The 25,741-nt window shown below is 66.7% G+C and carries 26 protein-coding genes and 1 riboswitch; of the genes, 21 read left to right on the top strand and 5 right to left on the bottom strand.

The annotated features are described in order from the left end of the window. Window positions 1-114: 114 nt before the first annotated feature. Window positions 115-353: riboswitch (cobalamin riboswitch) on the top strand. An 83-nt stretch (window positions 354-436) separates the two neighbouring features. The 14 genes from AC1DXV_RS08855 to AC1DXV_RS08790 all read left to right on the top strand — a co-directional run bounded on the left by AC1DXV_RS08855 (window position 437) and on the right by AC1DXV_RS08790 (window position 13,093). Continuing rightward, complete coding sequence (locus tag AC1DXV_RS08855) at window positions 437-1,741, top strand: cobyrinic acid a,c-diamide synthase CobB (protein WP_477933242.1); 1,305 nt, start codon at window positions 437-439, stop codon at window positions 1,739-1,741. Further along, a complete protein-coding gene (gene cobM / locus AC1DXV_RS08850) occupies window positions 1,738-2,538 on the top strand; it encodes a precorrin-4 C(11)-methyltransferase (protein WP_477933240.1) in 801 nt (266 codons plus the stop codon). The genes AC1DXV_RS08855 and cobM overlap by 4 nt, the downstream gene beginning before the upstream one ends. Then, window positions 2,535-3,428 (top strand): sirohydrochlorin chelatase, encoded by an 894-nt coding sequence (locus AC1DXV_RS08845; protein WP_477933238.1) that lies wholly within the window; start codon window positions 2,535-2,537, stop codon window positions 3,426-3,428. Before cobM ends, AC1DXV_RS08845 begins: the two co-directional genes overlap by 4 nt. Next, entirely contained in the window at window positions 3,403-4,071 is a 669-nt protein-coding gene (locus AC1DXV_RS08840) for a precorrin-8X methylmutase (protein WP_477864094.1), read from the top strand. The genes AC1DXV_RS08845 and AC1DXV_RS08840 overlap by 26 nt, the downstream gene beginning before the upstream one ends. Beyond that, on the top strand, window positions 4,068-5,174 hold the full coding sequence (locus AC1DXV_RS08835) for a cobalt-precorrin-5B (C(1))-methyltransferase (protein WP_477864093.1): 1,107 nt from the start codon (window positions 4,068-4,070) through the stop codon (window positions 5,172-5,174). The genes AC1DXV_RS08840 and AC1DXV_RS08835 overlap by 4 nt, the downstream gene beginning before the upstream one ends. After that, window positions 5,167-6,480, top strand: coding sequence for a precorrin-6y C5,15-methyltransferase (decarboxylating) subunit CbiE (gene cbiE, locus AC1DXV_RS08830; protein WP_477864092.1), 1,314 nt, complete (start codon window positions 5,167-5,169; stop codon window positions 6,478-6,480). The genes AC1DXV_RS08835 and cbiE overlap by 8 nt, the downstream gene beginning before the upstream one ends. After that, window positions 6,477-7,316 carry a precorrin-2 C(20)-methyltransferase gene (cobI, locus tag AC1DXV_RS08825; RefSeq protein ID WP_477933236.1) on the top strand — a complete coding sequence of 280 codons (840 nt, stop codon included), beginning with the start codon at window positions 6,477-6,479 and terminating at the stop codon, window positions 7,314-7,316. Before cbiE ends, cobI begins: the two co-directional genes overlap by 4 nt. Continuing rightward, window positions 7,309-8,052: a cobalamin biosynthesis central domain-containing protein gene (locus AC1DXV_RS08820; protein ID WP_477864090.1), complete on the top strand. Its 744-nt coding sequence runs from the start codon at window positions 7,309-7,311 to the stop codon at window positions 8,050-8,052. Before cobI ends, AC1DXV_RS08820 begins: the two co-directional genes overlap by 8 nt. Continuing rightward, window positions 8,049-8,444, top strand: coding sequence for a cobalamin biosynthesis protein (locus tag AC1DXV_RS08815; protein ID WP_477864089.1), 396 nt, complete (start codon window positions 8,049-8,051; stop codon window positions 8,442-8,444). The genes AC1DXV_RS08820 and AC1DXV_RS08815 overlap by 4 nt, the downstream gene beginning before the upstream one ends. Before the next feature lie 43 nt (window positions 8,445-8,487). Further along, on the top strand, window positions 8,488-8,676 hold the full coding sequence (locus AC1DXV_RS08810) for a CbtB domain-containing protein (RefSeq protein WP_073467495.1): 189 nt from the start codon (window positions 8,488-8,490) through the stop codon (window positions 8,674-8,676). A gap of 13 nt (window positions 8,677-8,689) precedes the next feature. Continuing rightward, window positions 8,690-9,481 (top strand): CbtA family protein, encoded by a 792-nt coding sequence (locus AC1DXV_RS08805; RefSeq protein WP_477864088.1) that lies wholly within the window; start codon window positions 8,690-8,692, stop codon window positions 9,479-9,481. Further along, window positions 9,478-10,455, top strand: coding sequence for a precorrin-3B C(17)-methyltransferase (gene cobJ / locus AC1DXV_RS08800; protein WP_477864087.1), 978 nt, complete (start codon window positions 9,478-9,480; stop codon window positions 10,453-10,455). Before AC1DXV_RS08805 ends, cobJ begins: the two co-directional genes overlap by 4 nt. 119 nt (window positions 10,456-10,574) lie before the next feature. Further along, window positions 10,575-12,674, top strand: a complete 2,100-nt coding sequence (locus tag AC1DXV_RS08795; protein WP_477933234.1) for a TonB-dependent receptor — start codon at window positions 10,575-10,577, stop codon at window positions 12,672-12,674. 77 nt (window positions 12,675-12,751) lie between these two features. Continuing rightward, window positions 12,752-13,093, top strand: a complete 342-nt coding sequence (locus AC1DXV_RS08790; protein WP_477864085.1) for a (2Fe-2S) ferredoxin domain-containing protein — start codon at window positions 12,752-12,754, stop codon at window positions 13,091-13,093. 12 nt (window positions 13,094-13,105) lie between these two features. On the opposite strand, the gene trpE is transcribed toward AC1DXV_RS08790, so the two are convergent. Further along, on the bottom strand, window positions 13,106-14,590 hold the full coding sequence (gene trpE, locus AC1DXV_RS08785; protein WP_047510435.1) for an anthranilate synthase component I: 1,485 nt from the start codon (window positions 14,588-14,590) through the stop codon (window positions 13,106-13,108). Window positions 14,591-14,981: 391 nt separating this feature from the next. Between trpE and AC1DXV_RS08780 the strand changes: the two genes are divergently transcribed. Further along, window positions 14,982-15,617 carry a chalcone isomerase family protein gene (locus AC1DXV_RS08780; RefSeq protein ID WP_477864097.1) on the top strand — a complete coding sequence of 212 codons (636 nt, stop codon included), beginning with the start codon at window positions 14,982-14,984 and terminating at the stop codon, window positions 15,615-15,617. 3 nt (window positions 15,618-15,620) lie between these two features. Here the strand turns inward: AC1DXV_RS08780 and gph are convergent, their stop codons facing one another. Then, the gene (gene gph, locus AC1DXV_RS08775) at window positions 15,621-16,295 is read right to left on the bottom strand and encodes a phosphoglycolate phosphatase (RefSeq protein WP_477864084.1); all 675 of its coding nucleotides are present in this window, start codon (window positions 16,293-16,295) and stop codon (window positions 15,621-15,623) included. Window positions 16,296-16,981: 686 nt separating this feature from the next. Continuing rightward, the gene (locus AC1DXV_RS08770; RefSeq protein WP_477864083.1) at window positions 16,982-17,341 is read right to left on the bottom strand and encodes a hypothetical protein; all 360 of its coding nucleotides are present in this window, start codon (window positions 17,339-17,341) and stop codon (window positions 16,982-16,984) included. 106 nt (window positions 17,342-17,447) lie between these two features. Here AC1DXV_RS08770 and AC1DXV_RS08765 point away from each other — a divergent pair, with 106 nt between their 5' ends. The 3 genes from AC1DXV_RS08765 (at window position 17,448) to AC1DXV_RS08755 (ending at window position 19,168) form a co-directional block, all read left to right on the top strand. Continuing rightward, window positions 17,448-17,843 carry a lysozyme inhibitor LprI family protein gene (locus AC1DXV_RS08765; RefSeq protein ID WP_477864082.1) on the top strand — a complete coding sequence of 132 codons (396 nt, stop codon included), beginning with the start codon at window positions 17,448-17,450 and terminating at the stop codon, window positions 17,841-17,843. 27 nt (window positions 17,844-17,870) lie between these two features. Beyond that, window positions 17,871-18,635, top strand: a complete 765-nt coding sequence (locus AC1DXV_RS08760) for an N-acetylmuramoyl-L-alanine amidase family protein (protein ID WP_477864081.1) — start codon at window positions 17,871-17,873, stop codon at window positions 18,633-18,635. A gap of 152 nt (window positions 18,636-18,787) precedes the next feature. Beyond that, window positions 18,788-19,168, top strand: coding sequence for a hypothetical protein (locus AC1DXV_RS08755; RefSeq protein ID WP_477864080.1), 381 nt, complete (start codon window positions 18,788-18,790; stop codon window positions 19,166-19,168). Between the two features lie 50 nt (window positions 19,169-19,218). On the opposite strand, the gene AC1DXV_RS08750 is transcribed toward AC1DXV_RS08755, so the two are convergent. Next, the gene (locus tag AC1DXV_RS08750; protein WP_477864079.1) at window positions 19,219-19,596 is read right to left on the bottom strand and encodes a hypothetical protein; all 378 of its coding nucleotides are present in this window, start codon (window positions 19,594-19,596) and stop codon (window positions 19,219-19,221) included. An 88-nt stretch (window positions 19,597-19,684) separates the two neighbouring features. Here AC1DXV_RS08750 and AC1DXV_RS08745 point away from each other — a divergent pair, with 88 nt between their 5' ends. The 3 genes from AC1DXV_RS08745 to AC1DXV_RS08735 all read left to right on the top strand — a co-directional run bounded on the left by AC1DXV_RS08745 (window position 19,685) and on the right by AC1DXV_RS08735 (window position 24,448). Further along, window positions 19,685-21,391: an ankyrin repeat domain-containing protein gene (locus AC1DXV_RS08745; protein ID WP_477864078.1), complete on the top strand. Its 1,707-nt coding sequence runs from the start codon at window positions 19,685-19,687 to the stop codon at window positions 21,389-21,391. An 83-nt stretch (window positions 21,392-21,474) separates the two neighbouring features. Beyond that, a complete protein-coding gene (locus AC1DXV_RS08740) occupies window positions 21,475-23,442 on the top strand; it encodes a tetratricopeptide repeat protein (RefSeq protein WP_477864077.1) in 1,968 nt (655 codons plus the stop codon). A 799-nt stretch (window positions 23,443-24,241) separates the two neighbouring features. After that, entirely contained in the window at window positions 24,242-24,448 is a 207-nt protein-coding gene (locus tag AC1DXV_RS08735; RefSeq protein ID WP_477933232.1) for a hypothetical protein, read from the top strand. Between the two features lie 40 nt (window positions 24,449-24,488). On the opposite strand, the gene AC1DXV_RS08730 is transcribed toward AC1DXV_RS08735, so the two are convergent. Then, the coding region (locus AC1DXV_RS08730; RefSeq protein WP_477933230.1) for a glycoside hydrolase family 18 protein at window positions 24,489-25,741 on the bottom strand (1,253 nt) is incomplete at its 5' end.

Below are 25,741 nucleotides of genomic sequence, written 5' to 3'. Positions count from 1 at the left end.
CATCAACGGGCGATTCGAAGCGTCCATCACGCATCCAGAGAACCCGATTTTCCACGCATGCCCCGTTCGATGGTCATACAAAACCGATTTCTTTGGTCGCAGGACGCGCGCAGCTATCATGCCGCCCACGTTGGTGCTCGCCGCGGCCGTCCGGTCGCGGCAGTGAAACGGGAATCAGGAAGACGAGCCCTGCCGGGGCGGATCCAACCTGAGCTGCCCCCGCAACGGTAAGCGGACGCCCTCCCCCGGAGAGCGCTCCCGTGCGAATCGACCCACTGTCGGCCCCGGCCGATGGGAAGGGTGCACGGAAGACGTCCGCCAGCCCGGAGACCGGCCAACCCAGTGGGTGCGCGCCCGCGGCAACGCAGCGCATGCCTGTTCACGAAACCCTGCGGGGAAGCAGGGCGACGGCCGGTCTGTTGCGAGTTGTCCTTCGATGCAAGTCCCCGAGCTGCGCCCCGTGCGCTGCCCTGCCCTGCTGGTGTCCGCGCCCGCTTCGGGCCAGGGCAAGACCAGCGTCACCGCCGCGCTCGCGCGCCTGCACGCCCGCCGCGGTCGCCGCGTGCGGGTCTTCAAGGCCGGGCCCGATTTCCTCGACCCGATGATCCTCGCCCGCGCCAGCGGCGCGCCCGTCCACCAGCTCGACCTGTGGATGGGCGGCGAGGCGCACTGCCGCGCGCTGCTGCACGAGGCCGCACAACACGCCGACCTGATCCTCGTCGAAGGCGTGATGGGGCTGCACGACGGCACGCCGTCCAGCGCCGACCTCGCGCTGCGCTTCGGGCTGCCGGTGCTCACGGTGATCGACGGCAGCGCGATGGCGCAGACCTTCGGCGCGATCGCGCTCGGCCTCGCGAGCTACCGCGACGGCCTCGCGCTGGCCGGCGTGCTCGCCAACCGCGTCGCCGGCGACAGCCACGCCGCGCTGCTGCGCGAGAGCCTGCCTGCCTCGATGCGCTGGTGGGGCGCGTTGCCGCGCGACGAGCAGATCGCGCTGCCCGAACGCCACCTCGGCCTGGTGCAGGCGGCCGAGCTCGACGACCTCGACGCCCGCCTCGACCAGGCCGCCGATGCCCTCGGCCCCGATGCCGGCGAGCTGCCGCCCGCCGTGAGCTTCGCCCCCGGCGACGCGCCGTCCGCCGAGCCGCTGCTGCGCGGCGTGCGCATCGCGGTCGCGCGCGACACCGCGTTCTCGTTCCTCTACACCGCCAACCTCGCGCTGCTGCAGGCGATGGGTGCGAGCCTCGCGTTCTTCTCGCCGCTGCACGACACCGCCCCGCCGCCCTGCGACGCCGTCTGGCTGCCGGGCGGCTACCCCGAGTTGCACCTCGACGCGCTCGCCGCCAACCGCTTCATGCACGAGGCGCTGCGCGAGCTGCATGCCGCCGGCACGCCGATGCTGGCCGAGTGCGGCGGGCTGTTGCTGCTGCTGCAGGCGCTGACCGACGTGCAGGGCCGCCGCGCCGCGATGGCCGGGCTGCTGCCGGGCCATGCCGCGATGCAGACGCGCCTGGCCAGCATCGGGCTGCACGAAGCAGCGCTGCCGGAAGGCACCCTGCGCGGCCACAGCTTCCACTACTCGCGGCTGGAGTCGCCGATGGCCCCGCTGTGCACCACGCAGCCGATGCGCGCCGGCCGGCGCGGCGAGGCGGTGTACCGCAGCGGCCGGCTGACGGCCTCGTACTTCCACGCCTACTTCCCGTCCAACCCGCAGGCCGTCGCGCGCCTGTTCACGCGATGAGCGCAATGAACGCGACACCTGGCCGCGTCTGGTTCGTCGGCGCCGGCCCCGGCGACCCCGAGCTGATCACCGTGAAGGGCCGCGCGTTGATCGAGCGTGCCGGCGCGATCCTGTTCGCCGGCTCGCTGGTGAATGAAGCCGCCACGCGCTGGGCGCCACCCGGCTGCGCGATCGCCGACAGCAAGGACATGACGCTCGAGCAGATGGTCGCGTGGCTGACCGGGCAGGCCGCGCGCTGCGACACCGTCGTGCGGCTGCAGACCGGCGACCCGGCGCTGTACGGCACGCTGATCGAGCTGGTGCAGCCGCTCGACGCGGCCGGCATCCCGATCGCGGTGGTGCCGGGCGTGTCATCGGCGATGGCCTCGGCCGCCGCGGCCGTCGAGAGCTTCACGCTGCCCGAGGTCACGCAGACGGTGATCTTCACGCGCGTCGAAGGCCGCACGCCGATGCCGGCTGGCGAATCGCTGGCCGAACTGGCGGCGCACCGCTGCACGCTGTGCATCTTCCTGTCGATCACGCTGCTGCACCGCATCGAAGCCGGGCTGCGCGAGGCCGGCTGGCCGGACGACGCGCCGATGCTGGTGGTGCACAAGGCGAGCTGGCCCGGCGAGGAGCGCATCGTGCGCGGCACGCTGGCCACCATCAAGCAGCAGTGCCGCGAGGCCGGCATCGTCAGCCAGGCGATGGTCATCGCAAGCCCCGCGCTCGGCGCGCGCGGCTGGGCCGAACTCGCCAAGTCGAAACTGTACGACGCCGCATTCACCCACCGCTTCCGGAAAGCGACCGCCCCATGAAAGACACCATCCTGCTGGTCGGCCACGGCTCGCGCGAGACGAGCGGCAACGACGAGATCGAGCGCTTCGCGGCGCTCTGGCGCGCGCGCCACCCGCACTGGCGCACCGAGCTGTGCTTCATCGAGTTCGCCGAGGTCGAGGTCGAGGACGGGCTGGACCTCGCCGCGGCCGGCTCCGAGCGCGTGATCGTCGTGCCGCTGATCCTGAACGCGGCGGGCCACGTCAACGTCGAGATCCCGTCGCACATCGCTCGCGCCCGGCTGCGCCACCCCGGCGTGCGCTTCGACTACGCACCGCACCTGGGCGTCAGCGAGCCGGTGCTCGCGATCCTGCGCCGCCAGCTGAAGCAGTGCATGCAGCAGCTGGACGTGCCCGACCCGACCGGCACCGGCGTGGTGCTGCTGGGCCGCGGTGCGTCGAACAAGGAGGCCAACGGCGAGATGGCGCGCATGACGCGCTGGCTGTTCGAGGAAGGCGACCACGAGCTGGTCGACCTCGCCTTCACCGGCATCGCCTGGCCGCGGCTGGAGCGCGTCGTGCAGCGCCAGGTGCAGCTCGGCATGCGCCAGGTCATCGTGCTGCCGTACTACCTGTTCACCGGCACGCTGATCCAGCGCATCGGGCGGCAGGTGGTGCATTTGCGCGCGCAGTACCCGCAGGTGCGCTTCGCGCTCGGCACCCATTTCGGCTTCGAGCCGGAGATCGCCGAGCTGCTGGCGCAGCGCGTCGAGGCGCTGCTGCAGGGCACGCTGCATGCGGTGCCGGTCAGCGCGGAGGCGGCGCTGTGGGAGGCGCACCAGCACGACCACGAGCCGCACGGGCACGAGCATGCCCACCCCCATCCCCACGATCACGACCACGCGCATGAGCACGCCCAACACGGTCACTGAGCAGCTCACGCGCGCCGGCCAGGCGATCGAGCACGACAGCTTCGCGGTGATCGACCGCGAGGTCGGCCCGCACGACTACGCGCCGCACCAGTGGCCGATCGTGCGCCGCATGATCCATGCGAACGCCGATTTCGACTTCAACGGCCTCACCGCCTTCCACCCGCGCGCGGTGGCGGCCGGCCTCCACGCGATCCTGTCCGGCCGCTCGCGCGTGGTGGCCGATGTCGAGATGATCTGCGTCGGCCTGTCGGCACCGCGGCTCGCGCACTTCGGCATGACCGCGCACCAGTTCATCGCCGATGCCGACGTGGTCGCGCAGGCCCGGGCCGACGACACGACGCGCGCGGTGCAGGCGATGCGCAAGGCGCACCGGCTCCGGCTGCTCGACGACGCGGTCGTCGGCATCGGCAATGCGCCGACCGCGCTGATCGAGCTGGTGCGGCTGATCCGCGACGAAGGCGCGAAACCGGCGCTGGTCGTCGGCATGCCGGTGGGCTTCGTGTCGGCGGCCGAATCGAAGGAGCTGATGTCGCAGGTCGACGAGGTGCCGTGGATCGTGATCCGCGGCCGCAAGGGCGGCTCGACGCTCGTCGTCGCGGCGATCCATGCGCTGCTCAGCCTCGCGGAGGCCGCACAGACATGATGGAGAAGACCGTCAAGCGCGGCACCCGCACCGGTTTCACGACCGGTGCGTGTTCGGCTGCGGCCGCGCGCGCGGCGGTCCTGGGATTGATCGACGGCGCGGTGCCGCCGTCGGTCGAGGCGCTGCTGCCGAACGGCCAGCGCGTGCGCTTCGACGTGAACGACGGCCAGTGCGACGGCGCCGCCGCGCATGCGATGGTGATCAAGGACGCCGGCGACGACCCCGACTGCACCGACAAGGCGCACCTGACCGCCGACGTGCTGCGCCTGCCCGGCGCGGCCGGCGAGGTGGTGCTGCTCGGCGGCTTCGGCGTCGGCACCGTGACGATGGCCGGGCTCGGCCTCGCGGTCGGCGGGCCGGCGATCAACCCGGTGCCGCGCCGCAACATCGAGGAGAACGTGCGCGAGATTGGCAGCGCGCTGCTCGCGAACGACGGCCTGCAGGTCACGATCTCGGTGCCGCAGGGCCTGGAGATGGCGAAGAAGACGCTGAACGCGCGGCTCGGCATCCTCGGCGGCATCTCGATCCTCGGCACCACCGGCATCGTCAAGCCCTACAGCACCGCGGCCTACCGCGCGAGTGTGGTGCAAGGCGTCGAGGTCGCGGCCACCACCGGCTCCGATACCGTCGTGCTGACCACCGGCGGGCGCACCGAGAAGTTCGCGATCGCCGAGCTGCCCGGCCTGCCGGAGGCCTGCTTCGTGCAGATGGGCGATTTCCTGCGCTATGCGCTCGACGCGGCGGTGAAGGCGAAGCTGCGCCGCATCGTGATCGGCGGCATGGTCGGCAAGCTGACGAAGATCGCGCAGGGCGAGACCATCACGCACGCGAACCGCGCCGAGGTCGACACCGGGCTGCTCGCCGAGCTGGCCGCCAGCATCGGCGCGCCGCCCGACGAATGCGCCGCGATCGCCGCGGCCGAGACCGCGCGCTTCGCCGCCGAGCGCATGCAGGTGCTCGGCCTGATCGACCCCTTCCATCACGCGCTCGCCCGCAAGGTCGTCAGCACCGTGATGGGCCGCTACCCCGGCCGCTTCCGGCTCGACGTGCTGGTGTGCGATTTCGATGGCAACAAGATCGCCGAGGCCTCCTCCGATGACTGAGATTTCCGAAGACCTGCGCCCGCCGCGCTGCCGCATCGTCGGCGTGCTCGACGACGGCGCCGCGAGCCTGGGCGCCGCCGCGCTGCAGGCGCTGGCCGAGGCCGACCTGGTGATCGGTGCGCGCCGCACGCTGGCGCTGCTCGAATCGCGCATCCAGCCCGAGGCCGAACGCCGCACGATCGGCGCGCTCGCGGCCGTTGCCGAGGACGTGCGCGCCGCCCAGGCCACCGGCCGGCGCTGCGTGGTGCTCGCCACCGGCGACCCGCTGTGCCACGGCATCGCCGGCTACCTGGGCATGCAGCTGTGCCTGGACGCGATCGAGGTGCTGCCCAACCTGTCGACGATCCAGCTGGCGTGCGCACGCATCGGGCTGGTCTGGCAGGACCTGCGCATCGCGAGCGTGCACGCGAAGGATGCCGGGGAATGGCCTGGGCCAAGCCCCGGCGCGACGCCCGAGCACGGCCTGTACGCGCTGGCGCAGGCGCTGCGCCGCCATGCCCGGCTCGCGGTGCTGACCAGCCCCGACAACACGCCCGATCGCATCGCCCGGATGATGCTGGCCGAGGGCCTGGGCGACGACTTCCAGCTCGCGGTCGCCGAGCGGCTGCTGCAGCCGGACGAGCGCATCGTCACCGGTCTCACGGTGGCCGAGGCGGCGCAGTCGAGCTTCGCCGACCCGAACGTGCTGCTGCTGTGGCGGCAGTCGCCGCTGCCGGCGCCGGTGCGCTTCGGCCTGCCCGACGCGAGCTACGAGCAGCGCCATCCCGACAAGGGCCTGATCACGAAGCTCGAGGTGCGTGCGGTCTCGCTCGCACGGCTGCAGCTGCGCGAGGACAGCATCGTCTGGGACATCGGTGCCGGCTCCGGCGCGGTCGGCCTGGAGGCGGCGCGGCTGTGCCCCGCGGGCCACGTCTACGCGATCGAGAAGAACGAGGACGATGTCGCGATCGCCGGGCGCAACCGCGCCGCGATGGGCGTCTCCAACCACACGCTGGTGCACGCCAAGGCGCCGCAGGCGATGGACGGCTGGGCCGATCCGGACGCGGTCTTCATCGGCGGCTCGGGCGGCGAACTGGCCGAGCTGATCGCGCTGTGCCTGCGGCGGCTGGGCGCGGGCGGACAGCTGGTGATGAACTTCGTGACGATCGAGAACCTGGGCACGGCCACCGCGACGCTCACCGAGCTCGGCGCCGACTGGGATGTCGTGATGCTGCAGGCCGCGCGCAGCAAGCCGATCCTGCACATGCACCGGCTCGCGGCAGAGAACCCGGTGTGGGTCGTCTGCGCACGAAAGGCCACGTCATGACCTTCGGCCGATTGATCGGCGTCAGCCTCGGCCCGGRCGACCCCGGGCTGATCACGCGCGCCGCGTGGGCCCAGCTGGAACGCCGCGACACGGTCTGGACCTACCCGACGCGCAGCACCAAGACGCCGAGCTACGCGTTCGACATCGTCGTTCGCAGCGAGCTCGCGCCGCCGGCCGGGCACCAGGCGCTGCTGTTCCCGATGACGCACGACGAGGAGAAGCTGCTGCGCAGCTGGCACCGCGCCGCCGACACCGTGCTGCCGCTGCTGCGGGCCGGGCGCGACGTGCTGTTCCTCGTCGAGGGCGATGCCAGCACCTACGCGACCTTCGGGCACCTGGCGCGCACCGTGCGATCGAAGGACGCGCGCATCGCGGTCGACACGATCGCCGGCGTCAACGCGTTCAACGCCGCCGCGGCCACGCTGGGGCGGCCGCTGGGCGAGCAGGACGACACCATCGCCGTCGTGCCTGCGGCCTACGGCGTCAGCGCGCTCGACCGGCTGCTCGGCGATTTCGACACGCTGGTGCTGATGAAGGTGAAGCCGCTGATCGAGGACCTGCTCGACTGGCTGCAGCAGCGCGAGCTGCTCGACGATGCGGCCTTCATCGAGCGCTGCGGCGCACCCGACGAACGCGTGCTGCGCGGCGCCGAGATGCTGTCGCTGCGCGGCCAGAAGGTCAGCTACCTGTCGCTGATGCTGGTGCACAACCACCTGCGCATCCGCGGCGAACGCATCCGCGGATGCCTGAAGAAAAGTAGCCCGGATGCCAATCCGGGAAGCACTGACACACCCTCCCGGATTGACATCCGGGCTACGGAGACGCTGAATGACTGACCCCCGCATCGCGATCGTCGCGATCACCAAGCACGGCGCAGCGCAGGCCGCGCAACTGGCCGCGCAGCTGCCCACTGCCCACATCGTTTGCGCCGAGAAATTCGCTGCCACCTTCGCCGGCCTCGCGAACCCGCTGCGCGCCTACACCGCCGCGCTGCGCGACGAGATCGGCCCGCTGTTCGCGGCCTACGACCAGCTGATCTTCTTCGTCTCGCTCGGCGCCGTCGTCCGCCTGGTCGCGCCGCACCTGAAGTCGAAGGACGAGGACCCCGGCATCACCGTCGTCGACGATGCCGGCCAGTTCGTGATCCCGGTGCTGTCGGGCCACGTCGGCGGCGCGAACGCCTGCGCCGAGCAAGTGGCGGCGCTGCTCGGCGCCACCCCGGTGCTGACGACCGCGTCGGACGTCGGCAAGACCATCCCGGTCGACATCCTCGGCCGCGAGCTCGGCTGGTCGGTCGAGGCGCCGAAGCTCAACATCACCCGCGTCTCGGCCCACGTCGTCAACGGCGAGCCGATCGCCTTCGTGCAGGAGGCCGGCAGCCCGCACTGGTGGACGCGGCCGACGCCGCTGCCGGCCAGCATCCACCGCTTCGAGCGTTTCGAGGACGTGGACCTGGCGCGCTTCAAGGCGGTGCTGTGGGTCACGCACCGCGCGATCGACGTTGCGCTGTGGCAGCAGTTGAACGAGCGGCTGGTCGTCTACCGCCCGCCGGTCGCAGAGGCTGCCGCATGAGGGTCGCGCTCGGGCTCGGCTGCGACCGCGGCACGCCGGTCGAGACGCTGTCGCGCGCAGTCGGCGAAGCGCTCGAACTGGCCGGCGTCGGGCTCTCCGATGTGGCCGCGGTGGCCAGCATCACGCTGAAGTCGAACGAACTCGGGCTGCTGGAACTGGCCGGGCAGCGCGGCTGGTCGCTGCACTTCTACGACGCCGCCGAGCTGGCCGAGGTGAAGGTGCCGAACCCGTCGGAGACGGTGCGGCGCTACACCGGCACGCCGTCGGTCAGCGAGGCGGCCGCGTTGCTCGCGGCGGGCGCCGCTCCGGCCAGCTCGCTGCTGGTCGAGAAACACATCCTGCGCGGCGACGACGGTCGTCACGCGACGGTCTCCGTGGCTCGATGCCGTTGAGCCCGTCCATTTCGCTGTCATCACTTCAACCGAAGGAAACCCCATGAACCCGCAAACCCTGCAACCCTCGATCGCCCTGCCCGCCACCGCCTCGCGCGGCGTGCTGCGCCAGCTCGCCGCCGGCGCGCTGCTCGGTGTCGTGATGCTGTACGGCGTCGCGTTCGCCGAGAGCCCGCTCGCGCACAACGCGGCGCACGACGTGCGCCACGCCACCGGCCGCCCGTGCCACTGAGCGGGAGCCGATGATGCTGTTCACACGCCTGGTGTGGTGCGCGCTGCTCGTCGCCTTGGCGGTGGGCAGCCTGCAGTGGGTCGTGCAACGCTGGCAGGCGGTGCCGATCATCCTCGCAGCCGAGGAGTTCGAGGTGCAGAAGGCGCCCGTGCCGGCCGCCCACGCGCATTCCGCCGAGGAGGCCGCGCACGCGCACCACCACGACGTGGACTGGACACCCGCCGACGGCCTCGAGCGCAGCGTCTGGACCTGGGTCGCCAACCTGCTGAACGCGTTCGCGCTCGCGCTGCTGGTGTTCGCGGCGATGGGGGCCTGGGCCTGGAAGCGCGGGCCGTCGACCGGCGCCTGGCGGCTTGCCGCCGCCGTCGCCGCGACCGGCTGGCTGAGCCTGCACCTGTGGCCCTCGCTCGGCCTGCCCGCCGAGGTGCCGGGCATGGAGGCCGCCGACCTGCGCCTGCGGCAGCTGTGGTGGCTGCTGGCAGCCGGCAGCGCGCAGTCGGCCTGCGCGCTGGTCGCGTTCGGCCGCAAGCCCTGGCGCTGGGCCGCTGCCGCGGCGTGGCTCGCGCTGCCGTTCGTGATCGGCGCGCCGCAGCTGATCGGTGACCCGCTCGGCGCGTTCAGCGGCGAGGCCCACCAGCGCCTGCAGGTGCTCGGCCGCGATTTCGTGCTCGCGACGCATGTGTCGGCCTCGCTGTTCTGGCTCTCGATGGGCGTGGCGGCAGCGCCGGTGTTCCAGCGCTGGCTCGCGCCCTTGCTCGATCGAACGCCCAGCAACGCAGCGTTGCCGACCGGGAGCCTGGCATGAGCGGCAAGATCACGCTGGTCGGGATCGGCCCCGGCGCCGTCGAGCACATGACGCAGCGCGCCCGCGAGGCGATTGCCGAGGCCGATGTGGTCGTCGGCTACGTCACCTACATCAAGCTGGTCGCCGACCTGCTCGAGGGCAAGGAGGTGGTGCGCAAGGGCATGACCGAGGAGCTGGACCGCGCCGTCAGCGCGCTCGACGCGGCGCGCGCCGGCAAGAAGGTCGCGCTGATCTCGTCGGGCGATGCCGGCGTCTACGGCATGGCCGGGCCGACCTACGAGGTGCTGTTCCAGGCCGGCTGGACGCCGGCCGACGAAGTGCAGGTCGAGGTGGTGCCGGGCGCATCGGCGATCAACGCCTGCGCGGCCCGCGTCGGCGCCCCGCTGACGCACGACTTCTGCTCGATCTCGCTGAGCGACCTGCTGACGCCGTGGCCGGTGATCGCGCGCCGGCTCGATGCGGCTGCGCAGGCCGACTTCGTCGTCGCGCTCTACAACCCGAAGAGCGGCCGTCGCACGCGGCAGATCGTCGAGGCGCAGCGCTTGTTCCTGCGGCATCGCCGGGCCGACACGCCGGTGGCCGTCGTCAAGAGCGCCTACCGGCGCCGCGAGCGCATCGAGTTCACGACGCTAGCCACGATGGCCGACAGCGAGATCGGCATGCTCAGCACGGTGCTGATCGGCAACAGCCACACCTTCGTGCGCGACGGGCTGATGGTCACGCCGCGCGGCTACGCGAACAAGTACGACATCGAGCAGGGCGGCGAGACGCGCGACGGCGAACGCGCCGGCCGCTCGCTGAGCACCGGCCTGCTCGGCTGGCTCGAGACGCTGCAGGCGCAGCTCGCCGAGGGCCACACCCTCGCCGACCTGGCCCGGCTGCACGGGCTGCCGGCCGACTACCTGGCGGCCACGCTGGCCGAGCCGGTCGAAGTCACCACCAGCGGCACGAACAACGACGAGGGGGAGGGCTGAGACCCGCGCGGGGGCGAGCCGATGGCCCCCGCGCGGCAGACACGCCCCGATGCCCGCGGCGTCCACAACGAATTGCATCTGCGGGATTGCGGATGCAACGCAGCGACGAGCTTTCAACGATGCAACAGCGCAAGCTGCCCCCCGCCCTGGCCGCCACGGCCCTGGCGATGAACTTCTTCACCCCTGCCCCGGCTGCGGCCGAAGACAGCCCGGCCGCCCTGGCCCCGGTGACCATCATCGGCCGCGGCCAGGACCTGATCGGCGTTGCCGATTCCGCCACCGAGGGCAAGGTCAGCGCCCAGCAGCTCGCGAACCGGCCGCTGCTGCGCCCGGCCGAGGTGCTGGAGGCGGTGCCCGGCATGACCGTCACGCAGCACAGCGGCGACGGCAAGGCCAACCAGTACTTCCTGCGCGGCTTCAACCTCGACCATGGCAGCGACTTCGCGAGCTACGTGAACGGCATGCCGGTCAACATGGCGAGCCATGCGCACGGCCAGGGCTACATGGACCTCAACTTCCTGATCCCCGAGCTGATCGGCGCGATGCGCTACCGCAAGGGCGTCTACGCCGCGGAAGACGGCGACTTCGCGACCACCGGCTCGGCGCGCATCGAATACCAGCGCACGCTGCCGGCACCGATGGTCGACCTGAGCGTCGGCCCGCACGACTTCCGCCGCGTGCTCGTCGCCGGCAGCCGGCAGCGCGGCGAGGACAAGGACAGCGGCCCGACGCTGCTGGCCGCCTTCGAGGCCGCGACCAACGACGGCCCGTGGCAGCAGCCCGAGCGGCTGCGCAAATACAACGGCGTGCTGCGCCTGTCCGAGGGCACGGCGCGCGATGGCTATGCGCTGACCGCGATGGCGTACCACGCCGAGTGGACGGCCACCGAGCACGTGCCCGAGCGCGCGATCACCTCCGGCGAGATCGACCGCTTCGGCGAACTGATGTCGGGCGACGGCGGGCGCACGCACCGCCACAGCCTGTCCGGCGACTGGGCCGGCAGCGACGGCAGCACGCGCACGCAGATCAGCGCCTACGTGATCGACTACGGCCTGAACCTGTTCTCGAACCCTTCCGGCTACATCAACGGGCCGCAGGGCGACCAGCATGAGCAGGCTGACGAGCGCACCGTGTGGGGCGGCCAGGTGGCGCGCCACTGGGCGATCGCACCGGCCGGCCACGAGACCGAGCTGACGCTGGGCGCGCAGCTGCGCCACGACCGCATCGGCACGCTGGGGCTCTACGACACGGTGAACCGCGAACGGACCGACACCGTGCGCGAGGACCGCGTGCGCGAGACGCTGCTGGGCCTCTACACCGAAGCCCGCACGCAATGGCAGCCGTGGTTGCGCAGCGACCTGGGGCTGCGCGTCGACACCGTGCGCGCGAACGTGATGCCGACCGGCGGCGCGGACAACGTCCTGAACGGTGGCAGCGCCCGCGCCCATCAGTACAGCCCGAAGCTGGGGCTGGCCTTCGGCCCGTTCGGCGAGACCCTGCGCACCGAGCTGTATGCCAATTGGGGGCGAGGCTTCCACAGCAACGACGTGCGCGGCGTGACCGCGGCCGTCGACCCGGTGCCGGCGCTGGTGCGCGCCACCGGCAGCGAGGTCGGCCTGCGCGCGGTGCCGCTGCCGGGCTGGAACACCAGCCTGTCGCTGTGGCAGGTGAAGCTCGCCTCCGAGCTGGTGTTCATCGGCGATGCCGGCGTGACCGAGCCCAAGGGGGCATCGAAGCGGGCGGGCGTCGAGTGGTCGAACGACTGGCAGATCAACCGCTGGCTGCTGCTGGATGCCGATGTGGCCTGGTCGCGCGCACGTTTCGAGCAGGAGGCGGAGCCGGGCAGCGGCACCCACGTGCCGAACGCGATCCCGCGCTCGGCCTCGTTCGCGCTGGCCGCCGACGACCACGGCGCGTGGTTCGGTGGATTGCGCTGGCGCTACATCGGCAGCTATGCGCTGGAGGAGACCGGCATGCAGCGTTCGTCATCGCTGTGGACCGCGAACCTGAAAGCCGGCTGGCGCGCCAACGCCTCGCTGCAGTTCACGCTCGACGTGCTGAACCTGTTCGACCGCGAAGCCAACGACATCGAGTACTGGGGTGCGGCGTGCTCCAAGGCCGACGGCCCGGCGTGCAACGGCGGCGCCGGCATCGACGGGCGGCTCGTGCACCCGATGGAGCCGCGCACGCTGCGCGTCTCGATGCGCGCCACCTTCTGACCGTAGCCCGGATGCCAATCCGGGATGTATTTCTCCGCCACGAACCCGGATTGGCATCCGGGCTACAGGAACCCGCCATGACCGACGAAGTGACCAGGCCCAAGATCGGCGACTACCGCCGCCACCTGCTGATCTGCACCGGCCCGCGCTGCACGCAGCAGGGCGAATCTCAGGCCCTGTTCGACAGCCTGGGCGACAAGTTCAAGGCCGCCGGCCTGCACGAGGGCGAACTGCGCGTGAAGCGCAGCCGCGTCAGCTGCTTCGCCGCCTGCAAGGGCGGCCCGGTGATGTGCGTGCAGCCCGACGGCACCTGGTACTACAACGTGACGCCGGCCAACATGGACCGCATCATCGAGCAGCACCTGGTGGGCGGGCTGCCCGTCGAGGACCTGGTGTTCCACCAGGGCCCGACCGGCTGATCGACCAACCGGTCAGAAGCCTTCCTCGACCAGCTCGGCCGCGCGGATCAGCGCGCGCGCCTTGGCCTCGGTTTCCTTCCATTCGAGCTCGGGCACCGAGTCGGCCACCACGCCGGCCGCGGCCTGCACGTACAGCGTGTTGTCCTTGACGATGCCGGTGCGGATCGCGATCGCCACGTCCATGTCGCCGGCAAAGCTCAGGTAGCCGCAGGCGCCGCCGTAGATGCCGCGCTTGACCGGCTCGAGCTCGTCGATGATCTCCATCGCGCGCACCTTGGGCGCGCCGGTCAGCGTGCCGGCCGGGAAGGTCGCGCGCAGCACGTCGAGGCTGGTCATGCCGTCCTTCAGCAGGCCCTCGACATTGCTGACGATGTGCATCACGTGCGAGTAGCGCTCGACCGTGAAGGCCTCGGTCACCTTCACGGTGCCGGTCTTCGCGATGCGGCCGATGTCGTTGCGCGCCAGGTCGATCAGCATCACGTGCTCGGCGCGCTCCTTCGGATCGGTGCTCAGCTCGGCCTCGAGCGCCTTGTCCTGCGCCGGCGTCGCGCCGCGCGGGCGGGTGCCGGCGAGCGGGCGGATCGTGACCTTCTCGCCCTCGGGCGTGGTCTCCTGGCGCACCAGGATCTCGGGCGAGGCGCCGACGATCTGGAAATCGCCCATGTCGTAGAAATACATGTACGGCGACGGGTTCAGCGAGCGCAGCGCGCGGTACAGGCTGAGCGGCGATTCGGTGTAGCGCTTCTTCAGCCGCTGRCCGACCTGCACCTGCATCATGTCGCCGGCCGCGATGTACTCCTTGGCCTTCAGCACCGCGGCGAGGTAGTCCTCCTTTGCGAACTCGCGCTCCACCGCGTGCGAGGTGCCGCGGCGCACCGGCGGCGCGGTGACGCTGTACTTCAGCTTGTCGCCGAGCTCGGCCAGCCGCCGCTTCGCCTTGAAGAAGGCCTCCGGCTGGCCCGGGTCGGCATAGACGATCAGGTAGAGCCGGCCCGACAGGTTGTCGATGACGGCCAGCTCCTCGCATTGCAGCAGCAGGATGTCGGGCGTGTCGAGGCCGCCGGGCAGCTCGGTCTTCGCGAGCTTGTGCTCGATGAAGCGCACCGCGTCGTAGCCGAAGTAGCCGGCCAGCCCGCCGCAGAAGCGCGGCAGCCCGGGCCGCAGCGCGACCTTGAAGCGCTTCTGGTAGCTGGCGATGAAGTCGAGCGGATTGCCTTCGTGCGTCTCGACGACCTGGCCGTCGGTGACGACCTCGGTGCGGAAGCCGGTGGCGCGCAGCTGCGTGCGCGCCGGCAGGCCGATGAACGAATAGCGGCCGAAGCGTTCGCCGCCGACCACCGATTCGAGCAGGAAGCTGTGCTTGCCGCTGCCGGTGCCGTAGGCGAGCTTCAGGTAGAGCGAGAGCGGCGTCTCGAGATCGGCGAACGCTTCGGCGATCAGCGGGATGCGGTTGAAGCCTTGCGAGGCGAGGCTCTTGAATTCAAGTTCGGTGATCACGTTCGAGGGCCCTCCACGGCCCGGCGCGGCGCCCGGAGGGCCGGCCTGGTGACTGCATTCTTCGGGTGGCACGCGGCGCACGGTGTGCGGTGAGCGCGGCGGCCGATGGAGCCGGAGGGCGGGGACTGCAAGAGCCCCGGGCCCGCGGCAAGCAAACGTGGATCAGGCCCGCCAGGGCCAGGCTCCCCGGTCGTTCGACCCCTTGGTTTGCTTGCGTGCAATGAACATCGAAAAAGTGTAGCAGGCTTGGCATTCCATCCCGGGAGGCGATGGGTCGTCCGTGAAATCATGAATGGACCCACTCTTGTCACTGTCAGACACTCCTGCGTTGCCCTGGGCGACCCATACTGGGGTCGTCGGGCCTCATGACAACGAGATGGAGACTGCCGTGATTCGTCAAACTTTCCTGCTGGCCGTGACGGCCGCTGCCCTCGCGGCACCGCTTGCAACGCAAGCCCAGACACAGGCCCAACCCCAGGCCATCGAACTGGCAGGCGTGCGCTACGAGCCCACCGTGCAGGTGGGCAACACCCGGCTGGTGCTCAACGGCGCCGGCATCCGCTACAAGGCGATCTTCAAGGTCTACACCGCCGGCCTGTACCTGACGGCGAAGGCCAACACGCCCGAGGCGGTGCTCGCGACGCCGGGCCCGCGCCGCATGCACATCACGATGATGCGCGACATCGACGCGAACGAGCTCGGCAAGCTGTTCACGCGCGGCATGGAGCAGAACACCACGCGCGACGACTTCATGAAGTCGATCGCCGGCACGCTGAAGCTGAGCGAGGTGTTCTCGGCGAAGAAGAAGCTGGTCGCCGGCGACTCGTTCTTCGTCGACTGGATCCCGGGCCAGGGCACGGTGATCGTCGTCAACGGCAAGCCGGCCAACGAGCCGATCAAGGAACCCGAGTTCTATTCGTCGTTGCTGAAGATCTGGCTCGGCCACTCGCCGGCCGATTCGTCGCTGAAGGACGCGCTGCTGGGCAAGCAGGCCACGGGCAACGGCGCGGGCGCCGGCAACAACTGAGCCCTACGCGCTGATCACCAGGTGGTCGAGCCGGTCGATGAACCCGTCGGCATCGACCTCGCGCACCGGCTGGCCGTGGTTGTAGCCGTAGCTCACGAGGATCACCGGGCAACCGGCGGCGCGCGCCGCCTGTGCGTCGTTGGCCGAATCGCCGAGCATCAGCACGCGTGACGGCGCCACGCCGAGCGCCTTGCAGGTTTCGAGCAGCGGCAGCGGGTGTGGCTTCTTCTGCGCGAACGCATCGCCACCGAAGACATGCCTGAAGAAGCCTGACAGCTGCTTCCTGTCGAGCAGCGCCTGCGCGAAGGCCGTGGGCTTGTTCGTCAGGCACGCGAGCGGGATGCCGGCCACGCGCAGGCGCTGCAGGCCCTCCTGCACGCCGGGGTACAGCCGGGCATGGTCGCCGTTGATGCGCGTGTAGTGCCGCTGGTAGCTGGCCCAGGCTTCGCCGTAGCGATCGTCGACGCCGCCCACCTCGGCCAGCGTGCGGCGGATCAGGTGCTCGGAGCCCTTGCCGACCGTGTGCTCGACGAAGCCGCGGCCCACCGGCGGCAGCGCCAGCTCGGCGAGCATCGCGTTCAGCGCGACCACGAAGTCATCGAGCGTGTCGACCATCGTGCCGTCGAGGTCGATGACGGCGGCATGCCAGGGGCTCTGGTTCGATCGAATAGAGTTCACAGCTGCGAAATGGAGTTCAAAAAGGGAAGCGCGTGCCAGCCGATTCTCTCAGCAATAGAGTTTCAAACTAACTGACCGCTCTGGAACGCCGCCACCTTGCCGAAGGCACCGCAGTTGGGGGCATGTTGAGACGGATTGGAATCTGGCGAAGAGCGTAATCTGTGGGAAGAACGATTGGTTTCGCACCCAAGAAGAATAACCTGACCGCTGGAAATTCACCCAAGTTCGTCTTTGGAATATTTACCACCAATCTTGAGCCTCACTCAGCTCGTTTAAAAATGACCAACCCCTGCAAACCGATTCCAGGCGGGTGAGGAAGGGCGATGATGAGAACTGACTACTTTGGAATCAACCCAACCGTAAGCGGTTGCGCAATGGGCTCGTCTGGATAAAGAGTGACTTCCCAGTCCAAGTAGCCAGGAGCTGTAACTTGGATCAGCGATCTCTTCCTCATTGAACAACAAACGTAGGGAGGCGACCAAAGGGTGTGCCCACTGAGAGCAAAGACACCATTTTCATCAGTCGTGGCGTGACTAATTTTATTGCCAGGAAATGAAATGTATTTGACGGTCGCCTGTTTAATCGGCATCAGCGAGTCTCGGTTGACAACACGTCCTTCCAAGCTCGGAGAGATTTCATGGGGGACACAGCCCGAAACCAGCAAAATCAGTGCAATTGCAATAAATCTAGAAACAGCCTGCACAGGTTGCGCCCTTGTGGAATGTTGGGTTTTTCAATTCGATCGCCAAATCGGCAATCTGGCGTCGATTGTAAGTCTTGCAGGTCTGCTCTGCGACTTCTTGTGCATTCCATTTAATCTCGAAATTTTCTGAGACACCTTCGCCCACGCGAACAACAGCGCCCACAGCGCCCACCGCGCGGCCGGCTGCGCCACCGGCTGAGCGGCGGGTTGGCTCTGCAGCCGACCATACCAGTTGACCTTGTGCGTCAACATCATGGCTGTACAACGCGGCGGTGCCCACGCCGAAGGGCAAGCCGTGTTTCCGACTGTGCAGCAGGTGGCTCGCGCAGTAGCTGAGCAGCAACACACAGGCGCTGGCGGCAATGGCGTAGGCTTAGGTACTTCTTCACTGTGTGGCTTCCACCGAGCGCGAATCGTCCATAATCCCCAATCCTACATCCGGAGAATTCATGAAATTTTTTACTTTGACTTCATTGGCTACAGGCTTGTTTTTTTCGGCGCAACTTGCCCATGCGGATGACACGGACAGCTGCAGCAAGTTCAAGACCAGCTACGACAGAACATATTGCGTCGCCAAGTTGTTTCTAGAGTCCGACAAAGAACTGAACGCCGTGTATACAGAGCTGCGCAAACCGCTCAAAGACAGCGTCAAACAACAACTGACCGAAACACAACGCGATTGGATTAAATACCGGGATGCGTCTTGCGAGCGCTCCGGCTCCATCGACGTCAGCTGCAACTACAAACTCAACCGTGAGCGCGCCGAGTACCTTCGTGACCGTGCCCGCGAGTGCAAAACCGGCACTTGCAACGACGTCGCCATCGCCAAAAAATCTTGGGAATAGGCAGTTTTAACGGGTAGATGGAAAACCATGTTGCCGCGTCATTTGAAAATGCGCAGCGTACAGGCACTTTGCTGTCTGTGCGCTTTTTTTGCATGCGCGGCAGATTCCCATGCAACTGACGCACCACGCATCGCAGGCCACCCATTCATCGTCGTGCTGGACCCCGGCCACACCCCCAAGCAACCCGGTGCTTTGGGCGCCAAGGGTGTCTATGAAGTCACCTACAACGATACACTGAGCGCAAAACTGGCCAAGGCCTTGGAAGCCACGGGCGTGCAGGTTGCGCTCACGCGCACACCTGCAGAGGAAATCAGCCTGGATGGACGCGCGGATCTGGCAAACGCCCGACAGGTGGACTTATTTCTAGCGTTGCACCACGACTCGGCGCAACTGAAATACCTGGCCAGAACCGAGGTCAACGGAAAACCCGCCTACCAAACCGTTCAGCCGATTGCCGGCTACTCGATCTTTGTGTCCCAACGCAATCCCAAATTTGCGCAGAGTCAGCAGTTTGCCAAGCTACTGGGGCAAGCACTGCTGGGACTAGGTCGCCATCCCACGCTGCACCACGCCGAGTCCATTGCAGGCGAAAACCGCGAACTGCTTGATGCCAAGTTGGGCATATATAAATTTGACGACCTGCTGGTCTTGCGAAAAACCATGGTCCCCGCAGTATTGCTGGAGGTGGGTGTGATCGTGGACGCGGAGGACGAAAAGTATGTGGCCGACAACACCAGACAAGACGCAGTCGTTCAGGCGATCGTGGACGCCATCGAAAGATTTCGGCACTGATTTTCCACCCAGTGCAATGGTGGCATTGATGCACGCCCATCCCTGCACGTTTGCCATGTCGACTGCGCCAGCGTCATGCCCTCGACGCTCAACACACTGTCCTCCGCCCCGACAGGTGTTGAAGGAAAATTGATCGGGGTCAGAAGCCACAAATGCGAAACGCGCGTCTCATCGTAGTCTTGTCACTGCTATTGAACACATTGCTCATTGTGGGCGCATTGGTATGCTCTCACGGAATGAAGTTTCGTTATCTTTCCGGCATGGAACGCTTGGTGGGAGTACCCATATTCGCCTTGATCAGTTGGCCATGGGTTGTCGCTTTTTTCCTGGCTAGCAAACCACGCACATGGCTTGGCGCAAAGGTCTTCGCATGTGCCTCAGTCGCAGGTGCGGCACTGGTTTTCATGCCGATTGCAACCGCTTCGGAAGATGGGGTTGATGACTTTGTGCGTGGCTACTTGCTGGGAGTCTGGATAGTTGGTTCCTTGCTGCTCATGATTCGAAGCCGTGAGCGTGCACAAGACGGCATCTGAGATGACATCGATAAGGGGATTGGAAATTACAAACGTACCGTCCGTATAGTTCAAAGCCTGGGATCTGGAAATGGCAACTGATCTTGCGAGCTGCTCGGTTGAGCTACCCATTTACTGCCCCGACGGTAAAAATATGCCTGGGTTTCAGAACTCCCAGCCCCAATTTTCAATGACACCGTGCAAGCGATTTGACCGGGGTGCTTGGCATCAATAGCCGGGATGCAGGTTCCGAGCTTGAGTTCGGCGGCTTTGTACTCTTGCATCTCCATCATTTCAAGGAATGCTTGCGTCGCCTCTTTTGTGTTCGGTAATGCGAGTGCCGATGCGGTGGCGGGTGCTGTGGGCGGGATGACGTCCGCGGGTGGCGATGATGTATCGCTGCAGGCGGAGCAAAGAAGCAATGTTGACAAGATGACTGTGTAACGCATGACGAATTCTCTGCTGTTGTGCCTGCAGGAATGTATGCGCAACGTCTGCGGTACATCGCGCCTGCGGGTACGGTGACAATGCTTGCACATGAAGAAATCGATCCCCCACCGCAAAACCTCGCCCGGCACTGGCGCACCGATGTTGACAGTGATCGCCATCGCCTGGAACGCGCTGGTCTGGGGGCTGGTGGTACCCGAGTCTGGCATTGCGGAATGGTTCAAAGGCGTGGCGGCACTCACGGGTGCAGGGCTTGCCGTAGGCACCTTGTTGCTCTGGCTCAGTCGCCTGCGCGGCACTGGCGTCACGCTGCAACTCTCGCAGGACCCGGTGCCCCACGGCGTGTCCACGACGGCAACCTTCAACCTGACCCGACCTCTGAAGGCGCAGGTCTGGACACTGCTGGTGAGCATTGATTCGCCGGACGAAGACATGAGCGGCTTTGGGTGCGTCTGGGAGCGCAAATTTATGGCCAGCCCGGTCCCCACGCTGGTGGACGGCGAGCTCATGGTGCAGGCCGTCACGGCCCAATTCACCCTTCCCACCGATCTGCCGGGTTCAGAAGACGACTTTTGGTACGTCTCCCTGGTGCTCCAGGGGGAGGACGAGGCATGGCCTTTTCACATTGAGACCCAAGCCGAAACGTCCCGCGCAACCAGCCTGGACAGCAGAGACGACGCCTCGGATGCGCTGCCACCCGATACAGACGCCCCGTCACCTTCGGGCCTGCCGGAGCCGGGCTACGCGTCTGGGCTTGCATCGCCAGCACGCGTCCAACGTGGCCTTCGCTGGGTCCGGCGCGGCGCGTTCGCACTGTCGCTCGGTGTGGTGGGCTGGGTCGCGTGGAGTTGGCTCATGCCCATGTGGTCCTCCGATGCGCAGCCCGAGAACTGGCCGGTCATGACCATGTCAGAGGACAGCGTGCCGGTCGATGACGCGTCAGTGGCGGGGGTGGAACGCGCGCGGGGCGCGGACGAAACCGATGCCTCCTGGCGCCTGAGCACGCGCGTGCACACACCGGAGTTTGGTGTGCTGCTCAGCAACTGGTTACTCGACGATGGGCACTTGCGCGCCCACCTGCAAGGCCAGGCGCAAGTGCACCGCGGGGAGTTGCGCATGCGCATTCAGCAGCTGGCGCTCGCGCCAGCTGGCGCCTGCAAGCCGGCTGACAACTGCCGGGTGGAAAGCATTCGTCTGGTGCTGAGCCAAGCCGCCAGCGACGGCACCACCACCACCTTGGCGCAAAGCAAGCCCCTGCCCTGGGCGGTCAATCTGGCAAAAGACCCCGTGGCCCTGCGCAGCGATGGCATCTTTCAACTCACGCTGCCGCAGAACCTGGCAGGCGACCAGGATGTGCGCTTACGGTTGGTGGTGCAGACGGCGAACGCCGATGGGCACTCCACCCTGCTGCTCTCGGATGACACGACGTATGCGTCGAACGGCAACTACATGGGTTTGCAACTGGCGCTGCGCGCTGCCAACGCCCAAGCTGGGAATCTGATGGACCCGTGCGACCGGGTGGGCTCCTTGGGTGAGGCAGTGCGCGCCCATTGCGAAGGACAGGTCCAATTCAGGCTCGACTCCAACGCTTTCGCAAGCCGAAAAGAACTCGACGCAGCCTTGATCGACGCCATCAAGCACTACAACGGCGCCGCCGTGGGCCCTCTGCTCAAGGCAGGCGCGAGCCCCAATGCGGTCGACCCCAGCCAAAGGAGCATGAACGCGCTGCTCCTCGCCACCTTCGGCGATCAACAAGAGGTGCGGGCTGCGCTGATCAAGGCGGGCGCCAAGATCTAGCCATGTAATCTCCATAGCCGGCACCGGTGACCCGGTGATCATCAACCCTGTTGGCGAAGTCGTTGCCCCCTACCATGACAGTGATGAGCGTCAAGTCCTGCCTGCTTCTCTTGAGGAGCTACTTCAATGTATTGGCAGGGTGGTTGCTGGCCGCAGGTATTGCCCACGGTCAAACGCCGGGCTTGGCATATACCAGTGCTGAGGCCCAGTCGTATGGCAGTGCGCCCGTATCGGAGTTGGTGTATGCCCGCTTTGGCAAAAGCCCGGATCCGCTGATCCGCGCGCAAGTGGCGCAGGGCATGCTGAACAAGGCCGCGGCGTTATCGCAAAGCGGCAAGTTTGCAGAGTCCGCCGCCACCTACGACATGGTGTACGAACGGTTTGGCCAAGACCCTGCCCCCAATGTACTGGTGCAAGTGCTCAAAGCGCTGATCAACAAAGGCTACGACCTGGGCCAGCAGCAGCAACTGGAAGCGGAGCGCGCGGTATATGCGCGGATTGACCGCGAATACGGCCAACGCCAGGAGCTGGTGCTCAAAGAAAAGCTGGCAGATGCGTTCTTCAACACTGGCATCAATTGGCAAGCGGCCGGGGACGCTCAGGCCGCTATCACGGCCTACAAGCGCATTGACACCCGCTTTGGCACGGAGACTGAACCCACCCTGCAAGCCAGCGTAGCGGTGGCCTTGGTCAATGCCGCTGTACAGCTGTCGCATACCGATGTGCGAGCCGCTATTGCCCTGTGCGACCAAATAAAAGCGCGTTATGGGCGGGCGCCGTCGCCACGGGTACGTCAACGGGTCGCACAGGCGCAGGTGAACAAGGCCATCGGCCTGCAAACATTGGGCGAAACGGCGCAGGCCTTGTACACCTACGATGGGGTCGTTCAGCGGTACGCGGCTGACAAGGCCGCGCCCGTATTGGTACAACTGGGGCGGGCCTGGTATGGCAAGGCCATCAGCTTGGCAGCACTGGGAAAAACTGCGAAGGCCATGGCGCTGTACGACACGGTCTACACCCGCTATGGAACCAGCACGCACGCACCGCTGCGTTTGGTAGCAATGCAATCGCTGTTCAACAAAGGCGCGGCACTCGCCGTCCAAGGACAACTGGAAGAAGCTGTTGCCAGCTACGCGCTACTCAGCAATGCGCTAGACGGTCGGGGTGATGGTGAGGTGCAGGAAGTCGTGCTGAAAGGCACGGTGAACATGGGAGCCACACTGCACAAATTGCAACGCTACAGGCAAGCCATTGAGGCGTATGACCGGGCGGTACGGATCTACCACGTTGACCTGTCAAACGAAATGCGCGAACAGGTTGCATTTGCTTTTTTTAACCGCGCTGTCAGCCTGAAAGCCCTTTCCGACACGCGCAGCGTACAGGTGAACTACGACCGGGTTGCAGAAACTTTCAGTGAAGACCCGAACCCGATACTGCGCGAGTATGTGGCCGCCAGGCTCTATAACGTAGCGCAACAGCTGACCATTGAAGAAGAGTATGCCGACGCTGAGATCCTGTATCAATTGACGTATGCCAACTTTTCCAAGGACACAGCGCCCGGTGTGCGCAAAGTGCTGGCCCGAAGCCTGAGCAATATGGCGCTGGGYTCCGGCTTGACCGACAAGCTGCAAGAAGAACGGCAAATAAACGATTTGCTGGCGGAGCGTTTTGCCCAAGACGACGACTCCGAAATTGGCACCTTGGTAGCGCGGGCGTTAAGCAACGCCTCAGATACACGGGTGGTGGAATCAAAGCGGCTGCTACTAAATGCCGAGAGTCCGGCACTTCTGCTGGCACGCGCGGTGGCTGACTTGCAAAAGGCCACGCTCATTTGCGCGCAAGAAGAATGCGCTGCAGTACTCGCCAATTTGGGCTACGCCCAGTTTTTGAATGGTGATGTGACCGTGGCGGAGCGGACCATCCGTGAGGCAATACAACAGGGAGGAGCCCCTGTGCTGGAAAACTTGCGCAAAGATGCAGCATTGCACCGCGTTGAGCCCACGGATACGCGGTTCGAAAAAATGCTCACATCGTGTTGCAAGGCCCAATGAACATTGGGGCCGCGACTCGGCATCTCAAACCTTCGGAACAGACTTGACTTTGAAGACAGTTGCCAACCCCTCTGTCAAGGTGATGTCCCGCAGACGGGACGCCCCTTACGTCGAACTTTCGGCCACATGAACGACTCCGCGCGGGGAGAACCCCATTTGCGACTACCGCCACCTTTGCTGGCGCGGATCAAGGCGTCTCTTCTCGGCGCCGTGGTAGCAACACTTGCGGCACCTGCGCTCTGGTTCGTGGCCGAGCTGGTCTGCCCAAGTGGATTCTGGTCCGATCCCGTCGATGTGCTCTTTGGAAGTCCTGCAATCTGGCTGTTTGCGGGCCTCATCGCGGTCCCCACCAGTCTCTGCCTGGGGCCTGCACTATTTGCGTTCACCTGGCGCCTGCCGAGGCCCCAACAGTCAGCTTCCGTCCTCGGTGCGCTTATTGGTGCTGCAATCATGTACGTCCTGCCGGTTGTTGTCGGTAGTGCAGACCGCCCCTTCTCGCCAGAACTCAGCGTTTTCGGAGCCCTAACCGGAGCGCTCGGTGCGGGGGTTGCGGCGCACATCTTGAGGCGTCGTGAAGCGCAGGAACCGCGCCGTGGAGTTCAGTAAACCCGCAGCGCGTTCGCGGTTTCGTCTTACCGCACGCTGGTTGCTGAATGCCGATTGAGTCAACTGGACGCAAACTGCGAGTTGCCGCGGCTGGCACGGGCAGTCACCGGACAGCAGCATCGAGTCCGTCGCGGTGCGGCCGGGGAGCCCAACGCGCCGACCCTGGCGTCGTACCTGTTCGATCAGGGCACCGGTGGCTTCAGTCACCTACGAGAACGGGGCCTCCGCGACGGGCTCGTTCTGCGTCGAAGGTTTCACCGCCCTGACGCGGGAACGCTACCTGGTGAGTGCGCCGCTGAATGCGTTCACGGCAGTCAGCGCGGACACCGCGGCATTCGCACGGACCRCCGGCAGCTGCACCGGCACCGGTGCGGTGTACTTCAAGCAGATCCCGCACTGAGCCGTCGCGCCCCCSGGCMGGTGCGCGACGGCTCCGCGGCTTACTTCGCGGCGGCCGTGGCCTTCATCAGCTCGCCGTTCAGGTCACCGTCCAGCGACCAGCTGAAGATGCCACCCAGCCCCTTGGACTTCAGGTAGTTGATCTTCGTCTGGATCACCTCCGGCGTGTCGTAGCTCCAGAAGTTCGTGCCGTCGAACTTGTAGCTCTGCTTCGTGATCGGGTGCACGAACACCGTGCCCGGAGCGGTCTTCAGGACCTTGTAGTCCTCGATGCCCGCCTCGTAGGTGCCGCGCGCCGGCGCCGTGGCCTTCTGGTACAGCCCGTTGTTGACGTTCGCCACGCCCGTCCAGCCGCGGCCGTAGAACGGAATGCCGAGGTTGATCTTGTTCGCCGGCATGCCCGATTGCAGCAGGATGCCCACCGCCTCGTCGATGTTGTAGTACGACGCGACGCTGCGCACGCCCGGCTTCAGCGGGTCGTAGTAGTTCGGCCCCGACGGATCCGGATAGAGGTTCGACTGGAAGTCGGTCGGGCCTTGCGGCTCGAACCCACCGTGGAAGTCGTAGCTCATCAGGTTGACCCAGTCCATGTACTGGCCGTACTGGCCGGGCTCGGTCGCGTCGATCTTGTCCTTGCCCGAGCCAAGCGCAGCGGTCAGCAGGTAGTGCTTGCCGTTCACCGCATCGAGCTGGGCGCGGAACTCCTTCATCAGCAGCGTGAAGTTGTGGCGGTCGGCCGCGCTCACGGTGTTGTACGGCTGGCCGATCACGGCCGGGAATTCCCAGTCGATGTCGATGCCGTCGAACACGCCGGCCAGCACGCCGTCGCCTCCCCTGCCGCTGTAGGCCGGCAGGTTGCCCTTGATGTAGATGTTCAGGCACGAGCTGACCAGCTGCTTGCGCAGCGCATCGGTCTGCGAAGCAGCGGAGAACCACTTCGACCACGTCCAGCCGCCGAGCGAGATCAGCACCTTCATGTTCGGGTACTTGGCCTTGAGCCCCTTCAGTTCGTTGAAGGAACCGGCGAGCTTCGAATCCCAGGTCGGCGCGGCACCGACCAGGCGCAGCGGCGTGCGGCCGTAGTCGGCCCAGGCGTCGCCGCCGGTGCCGGCGCTCGGATCGTTCGGGTTCGTGGCACCCGGCTCGAGCTTGTCGATGCCTTGGGCGCACTCGTAGCCGCCATTCTTCTGGTAGATGTTGGCGAAGGCGTAGTTGACGAAGGTCAGCGCGTTGGCCGAGCCCGACGAGATGATGTCGGCGACTTCATAGCCGCGGCCATACACGCCCCACCCAC

It is taken from the genome of Rhizobacter sp. P3_C12 (assembly GCF_056402735.1).
This window is presented reverse-complemented; position numbering and strand designations above follow the sequence as displayed.